Here is a 17,110-nt window from a genome sequence, read left to right as displayed (position 1 = left end):
TCGGTGGGGACGTGGACGACCCTGGCCTAGGAATTCTCGGTGGGGACGTAGACGGACCCTGGTCCGGGAGCTCTCGGCGGGGACGCGGACGCCCCAGGCTCAGGAACCTCTCAGACGACCCAGCTCAGGGACTCTCGGCGGGGACGTAGAGGGAGAGGGTCTCCGCGATGCAGGCGGGCTTCTTCTGGCCCTCCACCTCGACGGTCAGGCGCGTGTTCGCCAGGTAGCCAGAAGGGGTGCCCTTGAGGTCGACGAGCTCCGCCCCGGCGCGGATCCGCGCGCCGACCAGGATCGGCGAGGGGAAGCGGACCTTGTTGAGCCCGTAGTTGATGCCCATGGCCAGGCCGCCCACCTGGATCAGCTCCTTCATGAACAGGGGCAGCAGCGACAGGCTCAGATAGCCGTGGGCGATGGTGCCCCCGAACGGGCCCTCCTTCGCCCTCTCGACGTCCACGTGGATCCACTGGTGGTCGCCGGTCGCGTCGGCGAAGAGGTTGACCTGTTCCTGGCTGATCTGGCGCCATTCGGTGTGACCGAAGTGCTCGCCGACGGCGGCCTTGAGCTCGGTGATGTTCGCGAAGGTCCTCATGAATGGAACTTTATTCCGTCGGAGGCACGGCGAGAAGGTTCACGACCGTCAACTCCTTGCCGCCGCCCACCTCGTTCGTCGAGCACACCGTGCCCTCGCCAGTGGGGACGGGCTCTCCCGACGAGGCGGGAGGAAGGATGCGGCCGTCGACCGTCTTGCACTCCCTGACCTGTTTCTTGCCCTCGTCCCAGTAGAGGATCGAACTGGGCGATGAGGAGATACCCGTTCCGAAGCCCCCTCCTGCGGACGGGTCCATCTTCGATATCCCGGCCATGACGTCACTGATCGGGTCGTACACCACTGTCACGGGGGCGTAGCCGTCCGCGTTCCGCTCCCCATCTCCGTAAGACCCCAAGCTGCCGAACCTGCCGCCGACGTCCTTCGCCTCGGGCCCGGCGCTCATCCCCTGCAGAATTTTCCGGTCCGAACCGTCCAGCCTCTGCACCAGGGCCCCGTCCCCCCAGCCTCCGAAACACCAGACCGGGCCGCAGCGAAGGTTCTCCACACCGTCCGGGACGTTCACTTCGGTGACCTGCCTCGTCTCCAGATTGACCACCCTGCTCTGGTTCTTGAACGCGTCCCCGCCCTCCTTCTCCCCGAAGTCGACCGCCAGCGGCCAGGACAGCAAGTGGAGCCCCTCCGTCCCCTCGATCCGCTCCGGCGCTCCGCCGCTGATGGGCATGCGGTAGATCCCTCCGCTGGTGACCGACCAGACGATGGAGTCCGAGGTGACAGCGATCCGTGTCACGCGCGAGAGATCACCCGTGACCTCGCCGACCCGCTTCGGGGTGCCTCCGGATCGAGGCACGACCCAGAAGTCGGCCCACTTGTCGGAATTGTTGGGAGTCTCGCCCCACCACGCGATGTATTCGGCCCCCACCTCGTAGCCCTGAACGAAGTAGCCCTTCGTGTCCGTGACGGGCATGTTCGCGAGCACGGTGCTCTTGCCGGCCGTCGTGTCATACACCTCCAACCGGCCGGCCTTCTCGAACGACGACTCCGCGGTGAGCAGCAGCTCCGTGGCGCTCAGTCCCGTGACCGGCCGGTATTTCCAGCCGTCCGCGGCCTTGGCGGGGATCTTGAACACCGCCGAGGGCCAGACCTCGGCGGCGGGCCGTACCGCCCTGCGGGGTGGCCCCGAGGGGGAGGGCGTGAACAGGGGAGAGCCTTCGGTGGAAGACGTGGCCTTGCTGACGATCTGACCTTCTCCGCCCCTGTTGGAGAAGGTCCCCCTGGCCACCGCCGTACCGCCGCCGATCACCGCGATCACTCCCGCGACCGCGAGCGCCGACTGCACCCGCCTGCGCGTGCGCTGCCTGCGCCGCCGGTGAATGGTCCCGATCAGGTCCCCCGCCGGCTCGGGCGCGGCCTCGGCCGCCCTGGCCAGCATGCGGATCAACTCCGCTTCATCCCTGTCGTTCATCACACTCGTCTCATCTCAAGGGCGACCACCCGGACTCTGAGCTTGCTCAGCGCACGGGCCGCCTGGCTGCGTACCGTGCCGCGTGAGATGCCGAGGAGGTCGGCGATCTCCTGGTCGGAGAGGTCCTCGTAGTAGCGCAGGACCAGCACCGCCCGCTGTTTGGACGGCAGTCCCTTCAGCTCGTTCCACAGGCCGGTGTCGTCAATAAAACGATCTTCGATGTAGGCGGCCTCGGGCACCGCGGCGACCAGTCGTTCCCTGCGTAATCGTCGCCAGACGCTGATGTGCAGTCGGGCCATGGTCGTACGGACATAACCCTCTGGATCATCCTTTTTCCTGATTTTTGGCCATGCGTCCCCCAACCGCATCAGCGCTTCCTGCGTCAGGTCGGCGGCATCCTCGGCGTTGCCGGTGAGCACGTAGCCGTACCGGTACAGCGCACTCCCCCGCGCGGCGACGAAATCAGTGAACTCCACGGACCAGGGACGCGTGAGGGACCCGTTCTGTTGCATCCTCTTTTTCCGAGCGTCCCGCGCCCGGTCACCGCTCGGCTTCCATACGGCTTCTCCGTACGATTTCAGGACGACTTCCACGTGAGTTTTGTACGGCCTCCGCGCGCTATGTCAGTTTTCTCCGTACGGTCCGCAGCACAACATCGGCAGTTCATATGAGCCTCCTAGCGTGCCGCCATGAGACGACGTATGACCATCACCATTGGCGCGGCCGTACTGGCTCTGGCAATGGCCACCCCCGCGATGGCCACCCCCTCGCGTCCTGGATTCGACCGTGCCAAGCTGACCGGATTCGCCTCCCTGCCGGCCCTGACGTTCGTGCCTCACAGCGAGCCGTCAGGGGCCCACATCGACCAGACCCCGGTCAACGGCGTGACCCCGCCGTTCACCGGTCAGCCGGTCCAGGGCTTCAGCGGCGTGGTGCGACGCGGCGACGGCACCTTTGACGTGCTCTCCGACAACGGCTACGGCTCCAAGGCCACCAGCGCCGACTTCCTGCTGCGGGTGCACCGGGTGAAGCCCACCTTCCGTCGCGAAAAGGTCGAGGTGCTGGGCGGGTTCAACCTCACCGACCCCGACCGCCGCGTGACCTGGCCGCTGACCCGGCCCGACCGCAAGCTGACCGGCGCCGACTTCGACGTGGAGTCGATCGTGCGGGGCTTCGACGGCACCTACTGGATCGGCGACGAGTTCGGCCCGTTCCTGCTGCACTTCTCACCCTCGGGCAAGCTGCTGGAGACCCCGATCTCGCTGCCCGACGTGAAGGCGCCGGAGAACCCGTTCCTGAACGGCGGCCAGCCCAACCTGGCCGGAAGCAAGGGCTTCGAGGGCATGGCCCGCTCGATCGACGGCCGCACGCTGTACCCGATGCTGGAGGGCACCGTGGCCGGCGACCCGGCCGGGACGCTGCGGATCAACGAGTTCAACCTGCGCAAGCGGGCCTACACCGGTAAGCGCTGGACCTACACGCTGGACAGCCCCGGCAACTCGATCGGCGACATGATCGCGGTGGACGATCACCGCTTCCTGATCATCGAGCGCGACAACGAGCAGGGCGACCTGGCCAAGACCAAGCGCATCTACATGGTGGACACCCGCGACCGGGACCTGCGCAAGACCCTCGTCGCCGACCTGCTCAACCTGGCCAACCCCCGCGGCCTGGGCGGGTTCGGGGAGACCTTCCGCTTCCCGTTCCAGACCATCGAGGACGTCGTGATCCTCGACGACCGGACGCTGGGTGTGCTCAACGACAACAACTTCCCGTTCTCCTCGGGTCGTACGGCGGGCAAGCCCGACAACAACGAGTTCATCACCGTGCAGCTGTCGCGCCCGCTCCAGGCCGACTCCCGCGTCTACAAGTAACCGAGTAACGCGGCTCGCCGCCTCATGACGCGCTTCGGGGCCTTCCCCACCTGACTGGGGAAGGCCCCGAAGCACGTGATCGGCACAGCGGTCCTCGCAGGTTCCGGCCTGACGCGGAGAACCCGAGGAGAGCCCCGGCGGCATCTTTTTCACTTCCACCAAGCGCATATTTAGGTCTATTTCGCCCTCAACGCTGATATTTGCTATAAAGCTCGTTAAATGGATTAAGCAGGCGACATTCTTCTTCGCCGGTACTACTTATTTGCCCTCCCCAAACCGGACCAATGCGTTATATCCAAATTTCCCGGGTACCTCCTGATCACTACCACTTTTGTGGCAGTACGGCAGATCCGATATTTTCGGAATCAGGAACGACATGGGAGATCAATTGCTTCCTCGTAAGAGTAGATTGGCGCCAGGTCCCCTCTCCAACAATCGTGTCGGGGCATTGGCCGTCGCGGCAGCAGCCGGCATCCTTCTGATGTCAAGCCAAGTACCGGCAAACGCCACAATCGGAAACACCGAAGGCGTTTACTCCTCTTCGCAGAACAGCCCCGTTCTCCACATCGGGAGCAGCCTCGACGGTGGGAGGCGCTTCGGACCGCACGGGCATCACGGCCTCCGCGATTCGCACGGTTCGTCCGACAGGGGCAGGGGGCACAAGGCCGGCAGGAACCACCGCCACGCCAAGGGCGGCAAACCCGGCAGGGCCAACAGAGAAGGCAGAAACGGCAGGGGCATGGGGGAAGACCGCCCAAGCTCGGCTGAACCCGCCGAGGCCGTTGGACCCGCCGGAGCAACCGATTCGCAGGAGTCCGCTCCGCAGAAGGCCCGTTCACAGGAGTCCGCTCCGCAGAAGCCCCGTGCGCAGAAGGCCGGTCCGCAGGGGTCCGGTTCGGAGGAGTCCGCTCCTCAGCAGCCCCAGAGTGCCGGCGGCACACAGGGAATCGACGGCCTGACGGGCGCGGCTCAGGGGGTCAACAGCGCGGAGGGAGTCCAGGGCCTGGTAGGTACGGGAATTGGGGGCCTGGTGGATCCATCGGACGCTCAGACTGCCAACGGCCTGGCCATAGTCTCGGGCCTGATAGGTCTGGATGGTCGGGACAGCGTAAATCTGCAGGAACTTCAGGGCTTGATAGGTCAGTAGAAAATCCAGAGCCTGCCGACCCCACACGATCTCAGAACGCCGACGGCCTGGCCAGAGTCCAGCGCCCGACAAGTCCGAAAGCGTAGTCGGCTCGCAAGGCACAACGGGCGGTCTTCTCACGCCGCAGGATCTTCATCCGCGGTGGCCGGACATGAGAAGAATCCCGCTCGGCGGGGAAGCACCACCTCCGCCGCCACACCACCGGACTGAGTTGAACAGAAGTCGAAAGAAAAAAGCGAATGCCGTGCCCGGTCGAATCGGGCACGGCGTTCGCTTTCCCGGCGTTGATCGGGACCGTCCGGCGGTCACAGACGGACCTGGGCGGGATCGACCGGGGCTGCCCGGCTGTCACAGACGGATCCAAGCGGGGGTGCGACGCTTCTCCCTGAGCGCTTGTCCGCCCGATAATCACCGCGTGGCCAAGGCCCCGATCGGCGATATGACCCTCCGTCACATCGAGAGAAACGCGTGCGACCCGTCCCTTAATGGCCATAAATAACGGGTATTTCAAATAAAGCCGTAATCATGCAGGATCGGATGCATGGTTCGTTTCCGGCAAGAAGTCTCGATCGAACCGCTCTCGCGACGCTGGCTGGAGGACGTCGTCGAGGCGTTCCACGATGCCGTTGAGGGGCTCGACTTCACCGGGGACCGATTCGTCGATCCGTCGGGGGGTGCGGAGATCCGACTCATCGAGGGACGGCACATCACCACCGGCACCCGTTACGAGCTGGTCCCCTTCGACTCGGCCGACAGGCTCGAACACGAAGTCCCCGATGGCGCCGAGGCACCTTCCGACCTCTTGATCACCTCGTGGAACCGCGACGTGGAGACGGGCATCCAGCTCACGTTCGGCACCGACTCCTATTCCGCGACGTGGGCCATGAAACTGTGCAGCGCCCACAGACCCAGAACCCTGATGACGCACATTGCCCTCACCGGGAATCATCGGCTCGTGCGGGAGATCACGATCCTGGCGGAGATCGACCTTGAGCGCTGGTGGCAACAGCTCGACGGCCACGGGTCCAGAACCCCCGCGGTGACTGCCAGGGTGACCCATCACCTTTTCACCGGCACCTTGAAGGCCGTCCCGCACACCACCGGCGACAACCGATGGGGCCTTGCCGTCACAGTGGCCGGGCGAGGCCGCTCCTGGGCCCGCCCACTCGCCGCTCTCACGGCCGTCTTCCTCTATGCCGTTCTACGGCGTGCCGTCACGAAAAAGATCATCGATGCGGCACATACCTGGGACAAGACCGTCGTGGACGTCAGAACGGAATCCCCCGCCGAGGCGGCCCGCAGGATCCTCGTTTACCTTTTCACCCCGCCGGACGACCTGCCCGACTACCAGGACGGACAACCCTGACCCCGATCCCGGTCCGCTCGGCCTGTCCACGGCAACGTCCCCCTCGCCCTGATGAGAAACCCGCCCTCGCCTCCGATGAGGTTGAACATGCCACCCCACCTGGTGACGATCTCCACCCTCCACGAGAGGCGGGAACGACTCATCCGGAGAGAGCCGCCGGCTGTCACGGGAGCAGCAGGCCCCAGTAGAGGGCCCACGGGACGAACGCCACGCCACCGGCGAGCAGGAGGCCGAGCCGTACCCTCTCTCCTCGCGGAACGGAGCCTCCGGCCCGGCGCCAGGCGAGCACGATGAGGACCGTGGCGATCACGGAGGCCCACCCGAGGGCCTGCAGCGCCAGCCAGATCAGCGGGCGTTCCGCCACCACCGGACCGGGAGCGGCCAGCTTGCCGCCGGTCATCACCAGGTAGAACAGGTAGGAGAACGAGCCGAGCACCGCCGTGAGGCCTCCGGCGCTGAGCAGCCGCGCGCCCCTCGTCACCGGGACCGGCGAGCGTCGGCGAAGGCGGCGCACCAGCGCGACCACCGGGTAGGCGGCGAACGCGATCACGAACAGCACCAGCGCCGCGAGCTGCATCGGCGCCGACTCCCACCAGGCCGAGGGATTCACCGGCACGGTTGGCGAGTCCTGCACGGGGGTGGGTCCCGAGATCTGCGCCGTGGGCGGCCTGCCCGCCGTGGCGTCGGCGATCCAGGAGCCGACCAGGTCGGCGTAGCCGGGGGCGAGCTCGGGCAGCCGGGTGACGCCGCCGTCGGGAGTCTGGTGGGCGGCGTGGTCGGCGCCGGGGAAGAAGCGGAGCGTGTAGTGCCGGTTGCCGCCCTTCTCCAGCGCCTCGGCGAATATCGGCGGACTCTCCTTCGGCGGGGTCAGCAGGTCGTGGGTGCCCCAGATGCCGAGCAGCGGCTGGTGTACCGCGGCCAGGGTCGGCGCGGGGTCGTAGTAGGGCTCGGGGAACATGCCTCCGTCGGAGATCGCCCGATACAGGTTGAACTCAGCCCGGTCGATCAGCGAACCCGACACCCCCGCCTTGCGCAGCCCGGCCGCCACGGTCCAGGTCTGCTGCCGCAGCGGCGGCAGCCCGTTGGCGCCCACGACCACGACGAAGCTGATGTCCTTCGAGCGGGACGCCGCGATCGGGACCACCCAGCCCCCCTCGCTGAGCCCCCAGATGCCGATCTTCGCCGGGTCGACGCCCGGCTGGGAGCGGAGCGCGGCCACGGCGCCGAGCGCGTCGTCGGCGAGCTGCGAGTAGGACCGCTTGAAGAGCGAGTAGCCCTCGGACCGCTTGTCGTAGATCAGTACGGAGAGACCCCTGCGGGCGAACTCGACCGCCTCACCCATCAGCTTCGTACGGGGGCCCGCACCCGCACCGTGCACCAGGACCATGCCGGGACGTGCGGGTTTCGCCGCGGCGGGTGACAGGACCGTGCCGTGCATGGCGAGGCCTCCGCTGCCTCGGAAGCTCACCTCCGTCGCGGTCAGGTCGGAGGGAACGGCGAGCGGCGACGTGGTGCCCCCCGCCGGGGGAGTCGAAAACACGGCGGGCGAGGGCGTTCCGGTCGCCGCCGTGGAAGCGGAGAGTCCAGCGGACAGGCGCGTGGAAGCGGAGAGCACAACGGGCGGGGGCGCGGGAGCCGCCGCGGCAGAAGGCACGACGGGCGGGGGTACCGCCGCCGCTGCCGCGGGGGCGGCGAGCAGGCAGAGGGCGACGGCTGCGGCTGGGAGGATTCGTCTCATAGGCCGAATATATTCTGCAGAAATTTTTCGGCAAAGGTTTATCTGCAGATATCATTCTGCAGAACTAGACTGTTCATCATGAAGGATGACGAGTCGCTCATGCTCGACGACCCGGCGAGGCTCAAAGCGCTGGCCCATCCCCTGCGAAGGCTCATGCTGCGCCATCTCAACGTGCACGGCCCCGCGACCTCGACGACGCTCGGCGAGATGTTCAACGCCAAGACCGGCACGACCAGCTACCACCTGCGCCTGCTCGAGAGATGCGGCTTCATCGAGGAGATCCCCGAGCGCTCGACCGGCAGGGAGCGCTGGTGGCGTAAGGCCGAGGGGCCCAGGGACATGCGGCTGCCGACGCCCGACCAGCTCGCCCCCGAGGACCGTCCCACGCTCGCCGAGTTCCATCGGATCGGCATGGACGAGGATCGTGAGCTGTTCGAGCGCTTTCCCGCGGCCTACCTGCGCGATCCCACCTGGGCCAAGGCCTCGCGTGGCCTCGGCCGGATGACCAAGGCGGAGTTCGACGAGTTCTTCGAGGCCTACATCGCGCTGCTGATGAAATACAGCCGTCGGGCCGAGGACGCCCCACCGGACGCGCGACCCCTGTACATCCGGCTCTTCGCCCTGCCCGCCGACGAGGACTGACCTGGAGACCCTTGAGGAATCCCGGGCCGGCCTGTTTCCGGGGTGGGGGTGGTGCTGGGGCCACCGTCGATTCTCATTTCAGCACCCGGGCGCCGGAAGGTGCTCCTCGGTTGAATCTTCGGTATGACGACCGCAGAAACCTCACGCGCCGGATCGACCGACCAGGTGCCGCTGCTTCGCCGGCGGCGGCGCGGCCAACGCTGGGGAGTCCGAGCGAGGGCTCAAGCTCCGGGCGGCCGGTTCCCGGCTCCGCGTTCGCGAGCGTGCCGAGCTTCCTGGTCCAGGAGCATGATGCCGTCGGGGCGGCCGCCCATACGATCGAGACGGGCACCTCTCAGGAGGCTGGACGGTACGTGTGTCCGGATCCGGCCGGGCTCGCGCCTGGACTTCAGGATGTCCCGGATCCAGATCACGGCTGCCCCACCGAACACCACAACAAGGACCCATGTGAATGCGTTCACCGTATTTCTCCTCCTCGGCCGTTCTGCGTAGAGGAGCGCAAAACACTCGCCCGCTACCACCGACAGTAAAAGAACCGGGCGGCCGGTGCGAATGTCAAGATCCGTGAGGTTGGATGAGGTCTGCGGTCGCCGTACCCTTCAGGCCCTCAGGCTGGGGCGATCGGTCACCGGCGGCCGTCTGACGGTCCAGCCCGGTGCACGTGCCCGATCCCGGTCGGCGCAACGGGCGGGGCCGGAGGACTACGCTCGCTCTGTGATCGTTTCCTGGGACCCCGCGATGGCGGGCGTGCTACGACTGCCCTCGGGCCGGCTCGTTCGCGGCCGGGGACTCCGCCGTCCCCTGCCGGAAGGCCCGGCACCCACCTTCGCCCTGCATCTGCTGGGCCACGAACCACCCCTCGTCGCGTGGGAGGCCCGCTGGCTGCGCTGGCCGGACTTCTGGTTGCCCTCCGACCGCGCCGCCGCCGGGGAGGCGCTGCACGAGGCATGGGCGCGTGCCGAAACCGAGCGCGTCGAGATCGCCTGCGCCGGCGGGCGCGGACGGACCGGCACCGCGCTGGCCTGCCTCGCCGTACTGGACGGGGTGCCGGGCCGCGAGGCGGTCGCCTATGTCCGGAAGCACTACGCGTCACGCGCCGTGGAGACGCCCTGGCAGCGTCGCTTCGTCACCCGTTTCCAGTAGTGATTCGCCTCATCGATCGCCGCTTCCAGCCATCGCGCCGGCCCGTCGAACCTTCCCGGTCACGGACGCCGGCGCGGCGACTCCAACGGATCATCGGTCATGACCAGGCGATACTTCGCGGGTGGGAGAATCGTGGGCTGTGACCGACAACCGCGTTCCCCCTCCCTTCATCGGCGACGAGCGCGCCATGCTGAACAACTGGCTCGACTGGCACCGCGAGACCCTGGCCGTCAAGTGCGCGGGGCTCTCCGAGGAGCGGCTCCGCGAGCGCTCCGTGCCGCCGTCGACCATGTCTCTGCTCGGCCTGGTCCGCCACATGGCGCACGTGGAGCGCGCCTGGTTCCGCCACGTACTGAACGATGAGGACGTCCCCTTCCTCTACAGGACCGACGACCTCGACGCCCAATTCAACGACGTGGACACCGCCTCCGCCCAGGAAGCCCTCTCCACCTGGCAGGCGGAGATCGAGCATGCCCGCAAGCTCTCGGCGGAGGTGTCGCTGGACGCCGTCGGAAAGCGGCAGCGCCACGGACAGGACTGCTCCCATCGCTGGATCCTCGTCCACATGATCGAGGAGTATGCCCGGCACAACGGTCACGCCGACCTGCTGCGCGAGCGGATCGACGGCGTCACCGGCGAATAGCGTCGTACGCCCCCATCTGCTCGCCGGTGGGGGCGTCGTGTCCGCCGAGCAGAACGCGAATCGGGGTGGGGGCGTCGTGTCCGCCGGGCAGGACGTGAATCGGGGTGACGCAGGCGCCTACCATGACGTCCTTCGCCGCCCTGCCCGACTTTCACCGTCCTTAGAAGCCGTTGGCGCTGCTGAGGAGGCCGATGCCGACGTTGTTGAGGGCGTTGAGGCCGATGAGGTTGCCGTTCGCCTGGGCGATGCCGTGGCCGAACCCGCTGCCGGCACTGATGTTGCCGTAGTTGCCGCCCCCGAAACCGCCGAAGCCGCCGCCGCCGAAGCCACCGCCACCGAAACCGCCGAAGCCGCCGCCGCCGAAACCGTTGCCGAAGCAGGGGTCAGAGGGGATCGCCGCTGCCTGAGCCGGAGCGGCGGCCAGTGCGGGCGCGGCCAGGATGGCGCCGAAAGCGATCAGTCCGGCGGCGATTGTGGTGCGCTTCATTACGATTCTCCCTTTGAGCAGAGATGTCCCGCCTGCTGCGGGCCACCCTCCCGTTAATGCACGGTCCATATGACTACTCGAAGTGAGTGAATCCAAGCTTGGCAGCATCCGGGCGTGTCCATCTGAACTGGGATTCCGCTTACTGCACCGGTCGGTTCTTCTTGGATACGACGTCCCTCGCGTACGTACGCGTAAGGGGCCCCCGAAAAACCCCGAAATTCAACCCTCGGGTCAGTTCTCCCGAGGTATTTACCGCAAAGTCCGGGCATCCGGAGACCGTTATCATTTCAACGCGTGCCACAGCTGTGCCACGACAACCGCTTCAGGAATCAAAAAAAGCCCTCTCCCGAAATGGCAAATTCGAGAGAGGGCCCCGTTCACGTAAGTAAGGTCATGCGCCATAGATCGGGTCGACATGCCGGTAGTCATCCACGGCCCGCCCGGTGAACACCTCGTTGCGCAACAGCGCTCCTACGCCGTCGATATGCCACATGTCACCCCATACTCGGGCTGTCCGCTGGATGTGGGAGGTGCGCGGAATGCGCTCGTCCTGGTAGGCGTGCAGTGCCTTGTCCACGGAGACGGCATCCGGGGCGGCGTCCGTCAGGTGCCGGTCCAGCGAGTCGGCGAGCGACACTCCGTCCTCGATCGCCTGACAGGCGCCCTGGGCGAGATACTGCAGCATCGGGTGAGCGGCGTCGCCGAGCAGGACCGTACGGCCGGTCAGCCAGTTGTCCAACGGCTCGCGGTCGTACATCGGCCAGCGATTGTTGCGCCACAGGGACGGAAGCGCCCTGCGGACGGGCTCGCACGTGACCGAGAACGCCGCGTCGAGCTCGTCCGGGTTGCCCCAGTCGGGATCACCGGCCGCGAACCCCGGGCTGCGGAACACCGCGACCTGGTTGAGCAGCCGGCCGGAACGCAGCGGGTACTGCACCAGGTGCAGTCCGGGACCGAACCAGACGACGACCTCGGAGAGCGAGATCGGGCCGGTGACCTCGTCCATCGGAATCGTGCCCCGATAGGCCACGTATCCCGAGTCGATCGGCTGGTCGTCCGACAGCCGGCCGCGCACGCCCGACCGCAGGCCGTCGGCCGCCACGGCCAGCACGCCGGTGTGGCGCGACCCGTCCGCACAGGTGACGGTCACGCCGCCGGGCTCCGTGGTGACCTCGTCGACCTCCCTTCCGTTCTCCAGGGCGACGCCGTGGGTGCGGCAGGCCTCGACGAGGATCCTGAGCAGGTCGCTACGGTGCATGACCACGTACGGGCCCCCGTAACGCCGGCGGAAGTCCTCGCCGAGGTCGAGGTGGGTGAGCCGCGCACCGGTGAGCGCGTCGTTGAAGACCAGGCGCTCGGGCAGGACACCGGCCTCGACGCACGCGTCGAGCACGCCCAGCCGGTCCAGCAGCCGGGTCGCGTTCGGCGCCAGTTGCAGGCCCGCGCCGATCTCGGCGAACTCGGGCGCGCGCTCCAGCACGCGTACGGCACGTCCCGACCGAGCGATGGCCAGGGCGGCGGTGAGTCCTCCGATGCCGCCGCCGATGACCAGAATCTCCCCGTCGCTCACGAAACTCCTCCTTTGTTATTCATTCAGGTGTCCTTCGCGGCCGTCACGATGCGACCCGGCCGGGTACCCCGGGCCGCGGGCTCTCCGCCGTCGTGCCGGCGAGCGAGGTCCCCACGGTCTCCAGGTCGATCTTGCGGGTGTCGGGCAGGCCCCAGGCCGCGATCAGCCCGAGCACGGCCGTTCCGACGATCACGAAGGCCGGGGCCAGCGGCATGTCGTACGTCGTGGTCAGCACGTTGACGATGACCGGCGGCAGACCGGCGAAGATGAATGTGCCGAGGGTCCCCGCGATTCCGGCCGCCGTCGCCCGCACCTCGGTGGGATAGAACTCCATCGAAATGGCATGGATCGACCCGAGGCACAGGGGGACGCTGATCAGGATGAGCACGCCGCCGAGCACGGCCGCGAGGAAACCGCCGCTCTGCGCGACGAGAAAGCCCGGCAGGACAAAAAGCACCGACGCGAGCCCGCCCAGCAGGAGCGGAAGCTTCCGGCCGTAGCGGTCACCGAGCATCCCGACCAGCGGATTGAACACCACGAGCAGCGAGATCAGGATCAGCGGCACTATCCGGGAGTCGCTCGCGGAAAGTCCGGTCTCCTTGACGAGATAGGTCGGGTAGTACACGAACATGATGTAGAACGTGGTTCCCAGGGCGCCGAGGCAGCTCACCCGCAGGATCATTCGCCAGTGCCGCAGGGCCGTCCTGATCGGCGCGGGCTTCACCCGCGATCGCGCCTTCTGGTACGTCACCGGCTCTTCGAGGCCGTAGCGGAGGTAGAGGGCGAAGAGAGCCAACGGCGCGGCGATCAAGAACGCGAACCGCCACCCGTAGTCGTTGAACGTGCTCTCGTTCACGCTCAGGCCGACGATCACACCGGTGGCGGCGGCCACCAGGGTGCCCAGGTTGCCCGCGGCGGCGACGAACGAGGTGATGAATCCCCGGCGCTTCCGGGAGGCGTACTCTCCCAGGAACACCGGGGCCACCGTCGCCTCGCCACCCGAGGCGAAGCCCTGCAGAAGCCGGCAGACGACGAGCAGGATCGGGGAGAGCAGCGCCGCCGTCTCGTAGGTGGGAATGAGACCGATGGCGGCGGTCGACCCTCCGACGAGCAGGATCGAGGCCATCAGCGAGTTACGCCGTCCGACCCGATCGGCCAGGACCCCGAAGAACAGGCCTCCGGCCGATTTGGAGAGAAAGGAGACACCGAAGACGGCGAGTGTGGCGATGAGTGCCGCGTCCGCGTTTCCGGCGGGGAAGAAAGCCGTGGCGATGGGCGCCACGAAGAGCCCGTAAAGAGCCGTGTCGTATACTTCGATGAAATGACCGAGCACCAGTGCCGCGACCGTTCTCGGGCGTGGTTTTGTCGTTTGGATAACGTGGTCGTCGGTTGGATTTTGCATGCCGTTTCTCCTGGTCATCCAGACTTGACAGCGATCGTCCCCCGAAACCGCGTTATACGGACGCGTTCATTGAACGCGCGTTATCAATAGCGCACCCTGTCTCTCTGCCGAACCTTTTCCATCGATTCTCATGACCAGGTCCTGAGCATGTTGTGAATCGCCGCCCCAAAGGTCTCCGGTGCGAAATTCGGGCAGGCCAAACCGCCCGTCGGTCCCCCGGTGAGTTCGCGAACCGGGCTGGAAAAGGTTCGCGCGAAGTGGCCTCGGAAAATCCAGGCCTTGTTGGTCGGTGTTGATCGGTGTTGATCGGTTTTTCCGGCGAGCCCGCGGGTTCCGGAACGCGTTGGCCCGGCGGACTCGATGGTCCGCCCGCGCTCGGGAACCTGCGGGATCTCGCGGCTCGGATGAGTTCAGGTGGGCTCAGGTGGGCTCAGGTGGGTTCGGGCAGTGGTCGGCGGATCAGCCGGCCAGGGCCTGACCGCTCAGGTAGCCGAAGACCATCCCCGCGGCGAGCGTCGCCCCCGCTCCGGGGTATCCCGGGCCGAACGGGCTGGAGGCGACGTTCCCGCACGCGTAGAGTCCGGGGATCCGGGCTCCGTGGGTGTCGAGGACGGCGCCCTCCGTGTCGGTGAGCGGGCCGCCCTTCGTGCCCAGGGCGCCCAGGTGGAGCTGGACCGCGTAGTACGGACCCGATTCGAGCGGCCGCAGGTTGCGGTTCGGCGTCACCTCCGGGTCGCCGCGGTAGAGGTCGTAGACCGATTCGCCGCGGTGGAAGACCGGATCCACGCCCTTCGCCGCGTGCCCGTTGAACTCCTCGACCTGCGCTCCGAGACCGGCCGGGTCGATTCCCGCCGCCTCGGCGAGCTCGGCGAGGGTGGGCGCGGTGAGCATCCAGTGCGGTGTCGGGGTCCCCGGGGTGACCGTCGCGATCGGGTACGACTGGCGGAAGCGCTCGTCGAAGACCAGCCAGCACGGGAGGTTCGCGTACTCGTAGTCGTGCGAGTCGAACGCCGCGAGCATCTTGCCGAAGTCGTTGTAGTTCATGGCCTCGTCGAGGAATCGGCGGCCCTTGCGGTTGACGATGATCCCGCCGGGGAGCGTGCGCAGACCGCTTGTCGGGCGGTACAGCGGCGCACCGTCGTAGCTGTCTCCCGATGCGGCGATCATGGGGCCCCACCAGGCCTCGCTCATGTTGCCGAGCGCGGCGCCAACGGCCATCGCCATGTTCAGACCGTCGCCCTCGTTCGCCGGAGGGCTCGCGGGCGCGTCGCACGGCACCCCGAGGAAGTTGTCGACCAGCTCCCTGTTCCACTCGAAGCCGCCGGAGGCCAGGATGACCCCCTTGGTGGCCCGGAACAGCCGTCGCTCGCCGTCCACCTCCGCGTACACGCCCACCACCCGGCCCTGCGGGTCGCGGTCGAGTTCGACGGCGCGGGCGTTGACCACCGCCTGCACGCCCTTCTTCAGGCAGGCGTCGAGCAGCGTGCCGACCAGGGAGGCGCCCATGCCCACCAGGCCGCTCGCGACGCGCTCGGCGAGGAGCTTCCAGTCCCAGCGTTCGGGCCGTTCCATCCCCCAGGCGTCGCCCTCCAGCCGGGTGATCGGAACCGAGCTGTGCCCCTTGCGCAGCTGGCTGGCGCGTTCGCCGAGGAGATTGGTGTCGTAGATGCCGACCTGCAGCGTGCGCCCGCCCTCCCTGGCTCCCGGAAGGTGCGGCTGGTAGTCGGGGTGGTGGGGGTTGGAGGAGAACTCGATCGCCGTTTCCTTCTCGAGGAAGTCCAGCGTCGGGTTGATGGTGTCGACGAACGTCTCGATGAGGCGATCGTCCACCCGGCCCAGGGCCAGCGCCCGCACATACGTCAGCGCGTCCTCGCGGCTGTCGGGCCGACTTCCCCGCTCCAGATACTTGCTGTTCGGCGCCCATACGGAGCCGCCGGAGACGGCGGTCGTGCCGCCAAACACCGGGGCCTTCTCCAGCAGCGTGACACGCAGCCCCAGGGAGGCCGCCGACAGGGCCGCTGTCAGGCCGGCCGCCCCTGACCCGATGATGACCGCGTCGTTCTCTTCGGTCATTTTATTGTTCCCGTCCTTCCAGCTCCGTACGGATCCCGACCGCCAGGTCCTTCGCTGCCGGTTCGAGTAGAGGTGACATCAGCAACTCGATCATGGGCGCCATCGGCCCGCCCGGGCTCACTTCGAGGTGGAAGGTGAGCCTGGACCTCGGGCCGCTCCCGGACGCACCCGCGGGAGCGGTGTTCGGGGTGCCGGTCGGCGCGTTCCGAGTACGCTGACCGGCCTGTCTTCTCGCCGACTTGGTGATCACTCTGAACACGAACTCCGCCCAGCGCCGGCCGAGTCGCCTGCGCCACGATTCGCCGGCCGGGGACGCGCCCGTCCCCGCCGGAGCGGACGCGGAGCCACCGGGCCCGGACGGAACGGCCTGAGCGGACACGGAACCGCCCTGCCCGGACGGAACGGCCTGAGCGGGCGCGGAGCCGTCCGGCACCTCGCCGATCCCGAACGTGCCGCTGCCCGCGATCTGCTCGGTCAGCCCGTTGACCGTGAAGTTCAGGAAACTCCTGGGCTCCCACTCATCGATGATCACTTCGAGGTCGACCTCGCGGCTGAGCACGCCGACATCGCCCTTGAGCGTCCAGACGGAGTGCTGCTCGTCGACCACCTTGACCGTCTGGAAGCCGATCATCAGATGCGCCCAGTTCGGAATGTTCCAGAGGTAGGTCCACACCTCGTCGATCGGGGCGGCGATCTCGACCGTGTAGTCGATCTCAATCATCGGTGGCGTCCATGCTCGTGCCCGATGCCCGCCGCCGTACGTGCGTCATCGCGCTCGTTCCAGGGACCCGCCGCCGTACGTGCGTCATCGCGGTTCACTCGTCGTAGGTGATGATCGGAAGCATGCTGTCCCGGTTCAGCGAGTGCCACAGCGCCTGATCTCCCTTCTCGAAGGGCATGACCGGATCGCAGAGCGACTTCGCGTCCAGGTATCCCATCTCGATGAGCTTGGCCAGGCGCGGGATGTCGCGAAGGACGTTGGCGCCGCCATAGGACGCGGAGAGATACTTCTT

Annotated in this window: 16 protein-coding genes; 5 read left to right on the top strand and 11 right to left on the bottom strand. The window is 67.3% G+C overall.

Features of this window, described 5'->3' with window-relative positions; genetic code table 11:
* Positions 1 to 124: 124 nt before the first annotated feature.
* From CHC08_RS42385 to CHC08_RS42375, 3 genes are read right to left on the bottom strand one after another with little or no spacing between them, the layout of a single operon-like run.
* Positions 125 to 589, bottom strand: a complete 465-nt coding sequence (locus CHC08_RS42385) for a MaoC family dehydratase (RefSeq protein ID WP_089213041.1) — start codon at positions 587 to 589, stop codon at positions 125 to 127.
* A gap of 10 nt (positions 590 to 599) precedes the next feature.
* The gene (locus tag CHC08_RS42380; RefSeq protein ID WP_089213040.1) at positions 600 to 2,012 is read right to left on the bottom strand and encodes a TolB-like translocation protein; all 1,413 of its coding nucleotides are present in this window, start codon (positions 2,010 to 2,012) and stop codon (positions 600 to 602) included.
* Positions 2,012 to 2,488 carry a SigE family RNA polymerase sigma factor gene (locus tag CHC08_RS42375; RefSeq protein ID WP_338055732.1) on the bottom strand — a complete coding sequence of 159 codons (477 nt, stop codon included), beginning with the start codon at positions 2,486 to 2,488 and terminating at the stop codon, positions 2,012 to 2,014. Before CHC08_RS42375 ends, CHC08_RS42380 begins: the two co-directional genes overlap by 1 nt.
* A gap of 225 nt (positions 2,489 to 2,713) precedes the next feature.
* On the opposite strand from CHC08_RS42375, the gene CHC08_RS42370 reads away from it, so the two are divergent.
* A complete protein-coding gene (locus CHC08_RS42370) occupies positions 2,714 to 3,886 on the top strand; it encodes an esterase-like activity of phytase family protein (protein ID WP_089213038.1) in 1,173 nt (390 codons plus the stop codon).
* A gap of 1,688 nt (positions 3,887 to 5,574) precedes the next feature.
* Positions 5,575 to 6,399 carry a hypothetical protein gene (locus CHC08_RS42360; RefSeq protein ID WP_089213036.1) on the top strand — a complete coding sequence of 275 codons (825 nt, stop codon included), beginning with the start codon at positions 5,575 to 5,577 and terminating at the stop codon, positions 6,397 to 6,399.
* A 163-nt stretch (positions 6,400 to 6,562) separates the two neighbouring features.
* On the opposite strand, the gene CHC08_RS52655 is transcribed toward CHC08_RS42360, so the two are convergent.
* On the bottom strand, positions 6,563 to 8,137 hold the full coding sequence (locus tag CHC08_RS52655) for an alpha/beta hydrolase family protein (protein ID WP_089213035.1): 1,575 nt from the start codon (positions 8,135 to 8,137) through the stop codon (positions 6,563 to 6,565).
* 78 nt (positions 8,138 to 8,215) lie between these two features.
* On the opposite strand from CHC08_RS52655, the gene CHC08_RS42350 reads away from it, so the two are divergent.
* The 3 genes from CHC08_RS42350 (at position 8,216) to CHC08_RS42335 (ending at position 10,565) form a co-directional block, all read left to right on the top strand.
* Entirely contained in the window at positions 8,216 to 8,779 is a 564-nt protein-coding gene (locus CHC08_RS42350; RefSeq protein WP_218825755.1) for an ArsR/SmtB family transcription factor, read from the top strand.
* Between the two features lie 738 nt (positions 8,780 to 9,517).
* Positions 9,518 to 9,922: a protein-tyrosine phosphatase family protein gene (locus CHC08_RS42340; protein WP_218825757.1), complete on the top strand. Its 405-nt coding sequence runs from the start codon at positions 9,518 to 9,520 to the stop codon at positions 9,920 to 9,922.
* 139 nt (positions 9,923 to 10,061) lie between these two features.
* Complete coding sequence (locus CHC08_RS42335; protein ID WP_089213032.1) at positions 10,062 to 10,565, top strand: DinB family protein; 504 nt, start codon at positions 10,062 to 10,064, stop codon at positions 10,563 to 10,565.
* Here CHC08_RS42335 and CHC08_RS50195 read toward each other — a convergent pair.
* The 7 genes from CHC08_RS50195 to CHC08_RS50190 form a co-directional block, all read right to left on the bottom strand.
* Entirely contained in the window at positions 10,552 to 10,689 is a 138-nt protein-coding gene (locus tag CHC08_RS50195; protein ID WP_179282529.1) for a hypothetical protein, read from the bottom strand. The two genes, CHC08_RS42335 and CHC08_RS50195, sit on opposite strands and share 14 nt — an antisense overlap.
* A gap of 36 nt (positions 10,690 to 10,725) precedes the next feature.
* The gene (locus CHC08_RS42330; RefSeq protein WP_089212455.1) at positions 10,726 to 11,052 is read right to left on the bottom strand and encodes a hypothetical protein; all 327 of its coding nucleotides are present in this window, start codon (positions 11,050 to 11,052) and stop codon (positions 10,726 to 10,728) included.
* A gap of 391 nt (positions 11,053 to 11,443) precedes the next feature.
* Positions 11,444 to 12,622 carry an FAD-dependent monooxygenase gene (locus tag CHC08_RS42325; protein ID WP_089212454.1) on the bottom strand — a complete coding sequence of 393 codons (1,179 nt, stop codon included), beginning with the start codon at positions 12,620 to 12,622 and terminating at the stop codon, positions 11,444 to 11,446.
* 43 nt (positions 12,623 to 12,665) lie between these two features.
* Positions 12,666 to 14,024, bottom strand: coding sequence for an MFS transporter (locus tag CHC08_RS42320; RefSeq protein ID WP_179282471.1), 1,359 nt, complete (start codon positions 14,022 to 14,024; stop codon positions 12,666 to 12,668).
* A gap of 459 nt (positions 14,025 to 14,483) precedes the next feature.
* Positions 14,484 to 16,097, bottom strand: coding sequence for an FAD-dependent oxidoreductase (locus CHC08_RS42315; RefSeq protein WP_089212452.1), 1,614 nt, complete (start codon positions 16,095 to 16,097; stop codon positions 14,484 to 14,486).
* Position 16,098: 1 nt separating this feature from the next.
* Positions 16,099 to 16,818 carry an SRPBCC family protein gene (locus CHC08_RS42310; RefSeq protein ID WP_089212451.1) on the bottom strand — a complete coding sequence of 240 codons (720 nt, stop codon included), beginning with the start codon at positions 16,816 to 16,818 and terminating at the stop codon, positions 16,099 to 16,101.
* A 94-nt stretch (positions 16,819 to 16,912) separates the two neighbouring features.
* The coding region (locus CHC08_RS50190; protein ID WP_179282528.1) for a hypothetical protein at positions 16,913 to 17,110 on the bottom strand (198 nt) is incomplete at its 5' end.

Origin of the sequence: Streptosporangium subroseum, from assembly GCF_900188345.1 — a bacterium.
Lineage (GTDB): Bacteria > Actinomycetota > Actinomycetes > Streptosporangiales > Streptosporangiaceae > Streptosporangium > Streptosporangium subroseum.
Note: the sequence above shows the minus strand (reverse complement) of the source record. Positions and strands in the feature narration are given on the sequence as shown.

What these genes read in the sequence shown, in the direction of transcription:
- CHC08_RS42385 (WP_089213041.1), bottom strand. Translation starts at nt 589, where the DNA reads ATGAGGACCTTCGCGAACATCACCGAGCTCAAGGCCGCCGTCGGCGAG.
- CHC08_RS42380 (WP_089213040.1), bottom strand. Translation starts at nt 2,012, where the DNA reads ATGAACGACAGGGATGAAGCGGAGTTGATCCGCATGCTGGCCAGGGCG.
- CHC08_RS42370 (WP_089213038.1), top strand. Translation starts at nt 2,714, where the DNA reads ATGACCATCACCATTGGCGCGGCCGTACTGGCTCTGGCAATGGCCACC.
- CHC08_RS42360 (WP_089213036.1), top strand. Translation starts at nt 5,575, where the DNA reads ATGGTTCGTTTCCGGCAAGAAGTCTCGATCGAACCGCTCTCGCGACGC.
- CHC08_RS52655 (WP_089213035.1), bottom strand. Translation starts at nt 8,137, where the DNA reads ATGAGACGAATCCTCCCAGCCGCAGCCGTCGCCCTCTGCCTGCTCGCC.
- CHC08_RS42350 (WP_218825755.1), top strand. Translation starts at nt 8,216, where the DNA reads ATGAAGGATGACGAGTCGCTCATGCTCGACGACCCGGCGAGGCTCAAA.
- CHC08_RS42340 (WP_218825757.1), top strand. Translation starts at nt 9,518, where the DNA reads ATGGCGGGCGTGCTACGACTGCCCTCGGGCCGGCTCGTTCGCGGCCGG.
- CHC08_RS50195 (WP_179282529.1), bottom strand. Translation starts at nt 10,689, where the DNA reads ATGGTAGGCGCCTGCGTCACCCCGATTCACGTCCTGCCCGGCGGACAC.
- CHC08_RS42330 (WP_089212455.1), bottom strand. Translation starts at nt 11,052, where the DNA reads ATGAAGCGCACCACAATCGCCGCCGGACTGATCGCTTTCGGCGCCATC.
- CHC08_RS42320 (WP_179282471.1), bottom strand. Translation starts at nt 14,024, where the DNA reads ATGCAAAATCCAACCGACGACCACGTTATCCAAACGACAAAACCACGC.
- CHC08_RS42315 (WP_089212452.1), bottom strand. Translation starts at nt 16,097, where the DNA reads ATGACCGAAGAGAACGACGCGGTCATCATCGGGTCAGGGGCGGCCGGC.
- CHC08_RS42310 (WP_089212451.1), bottom strand. Translation starts at nt 16,818, where the DNA reads ATGATTGAGATCGACTACACGGTCGAGATCGCCGCCCCGATCGACGAG.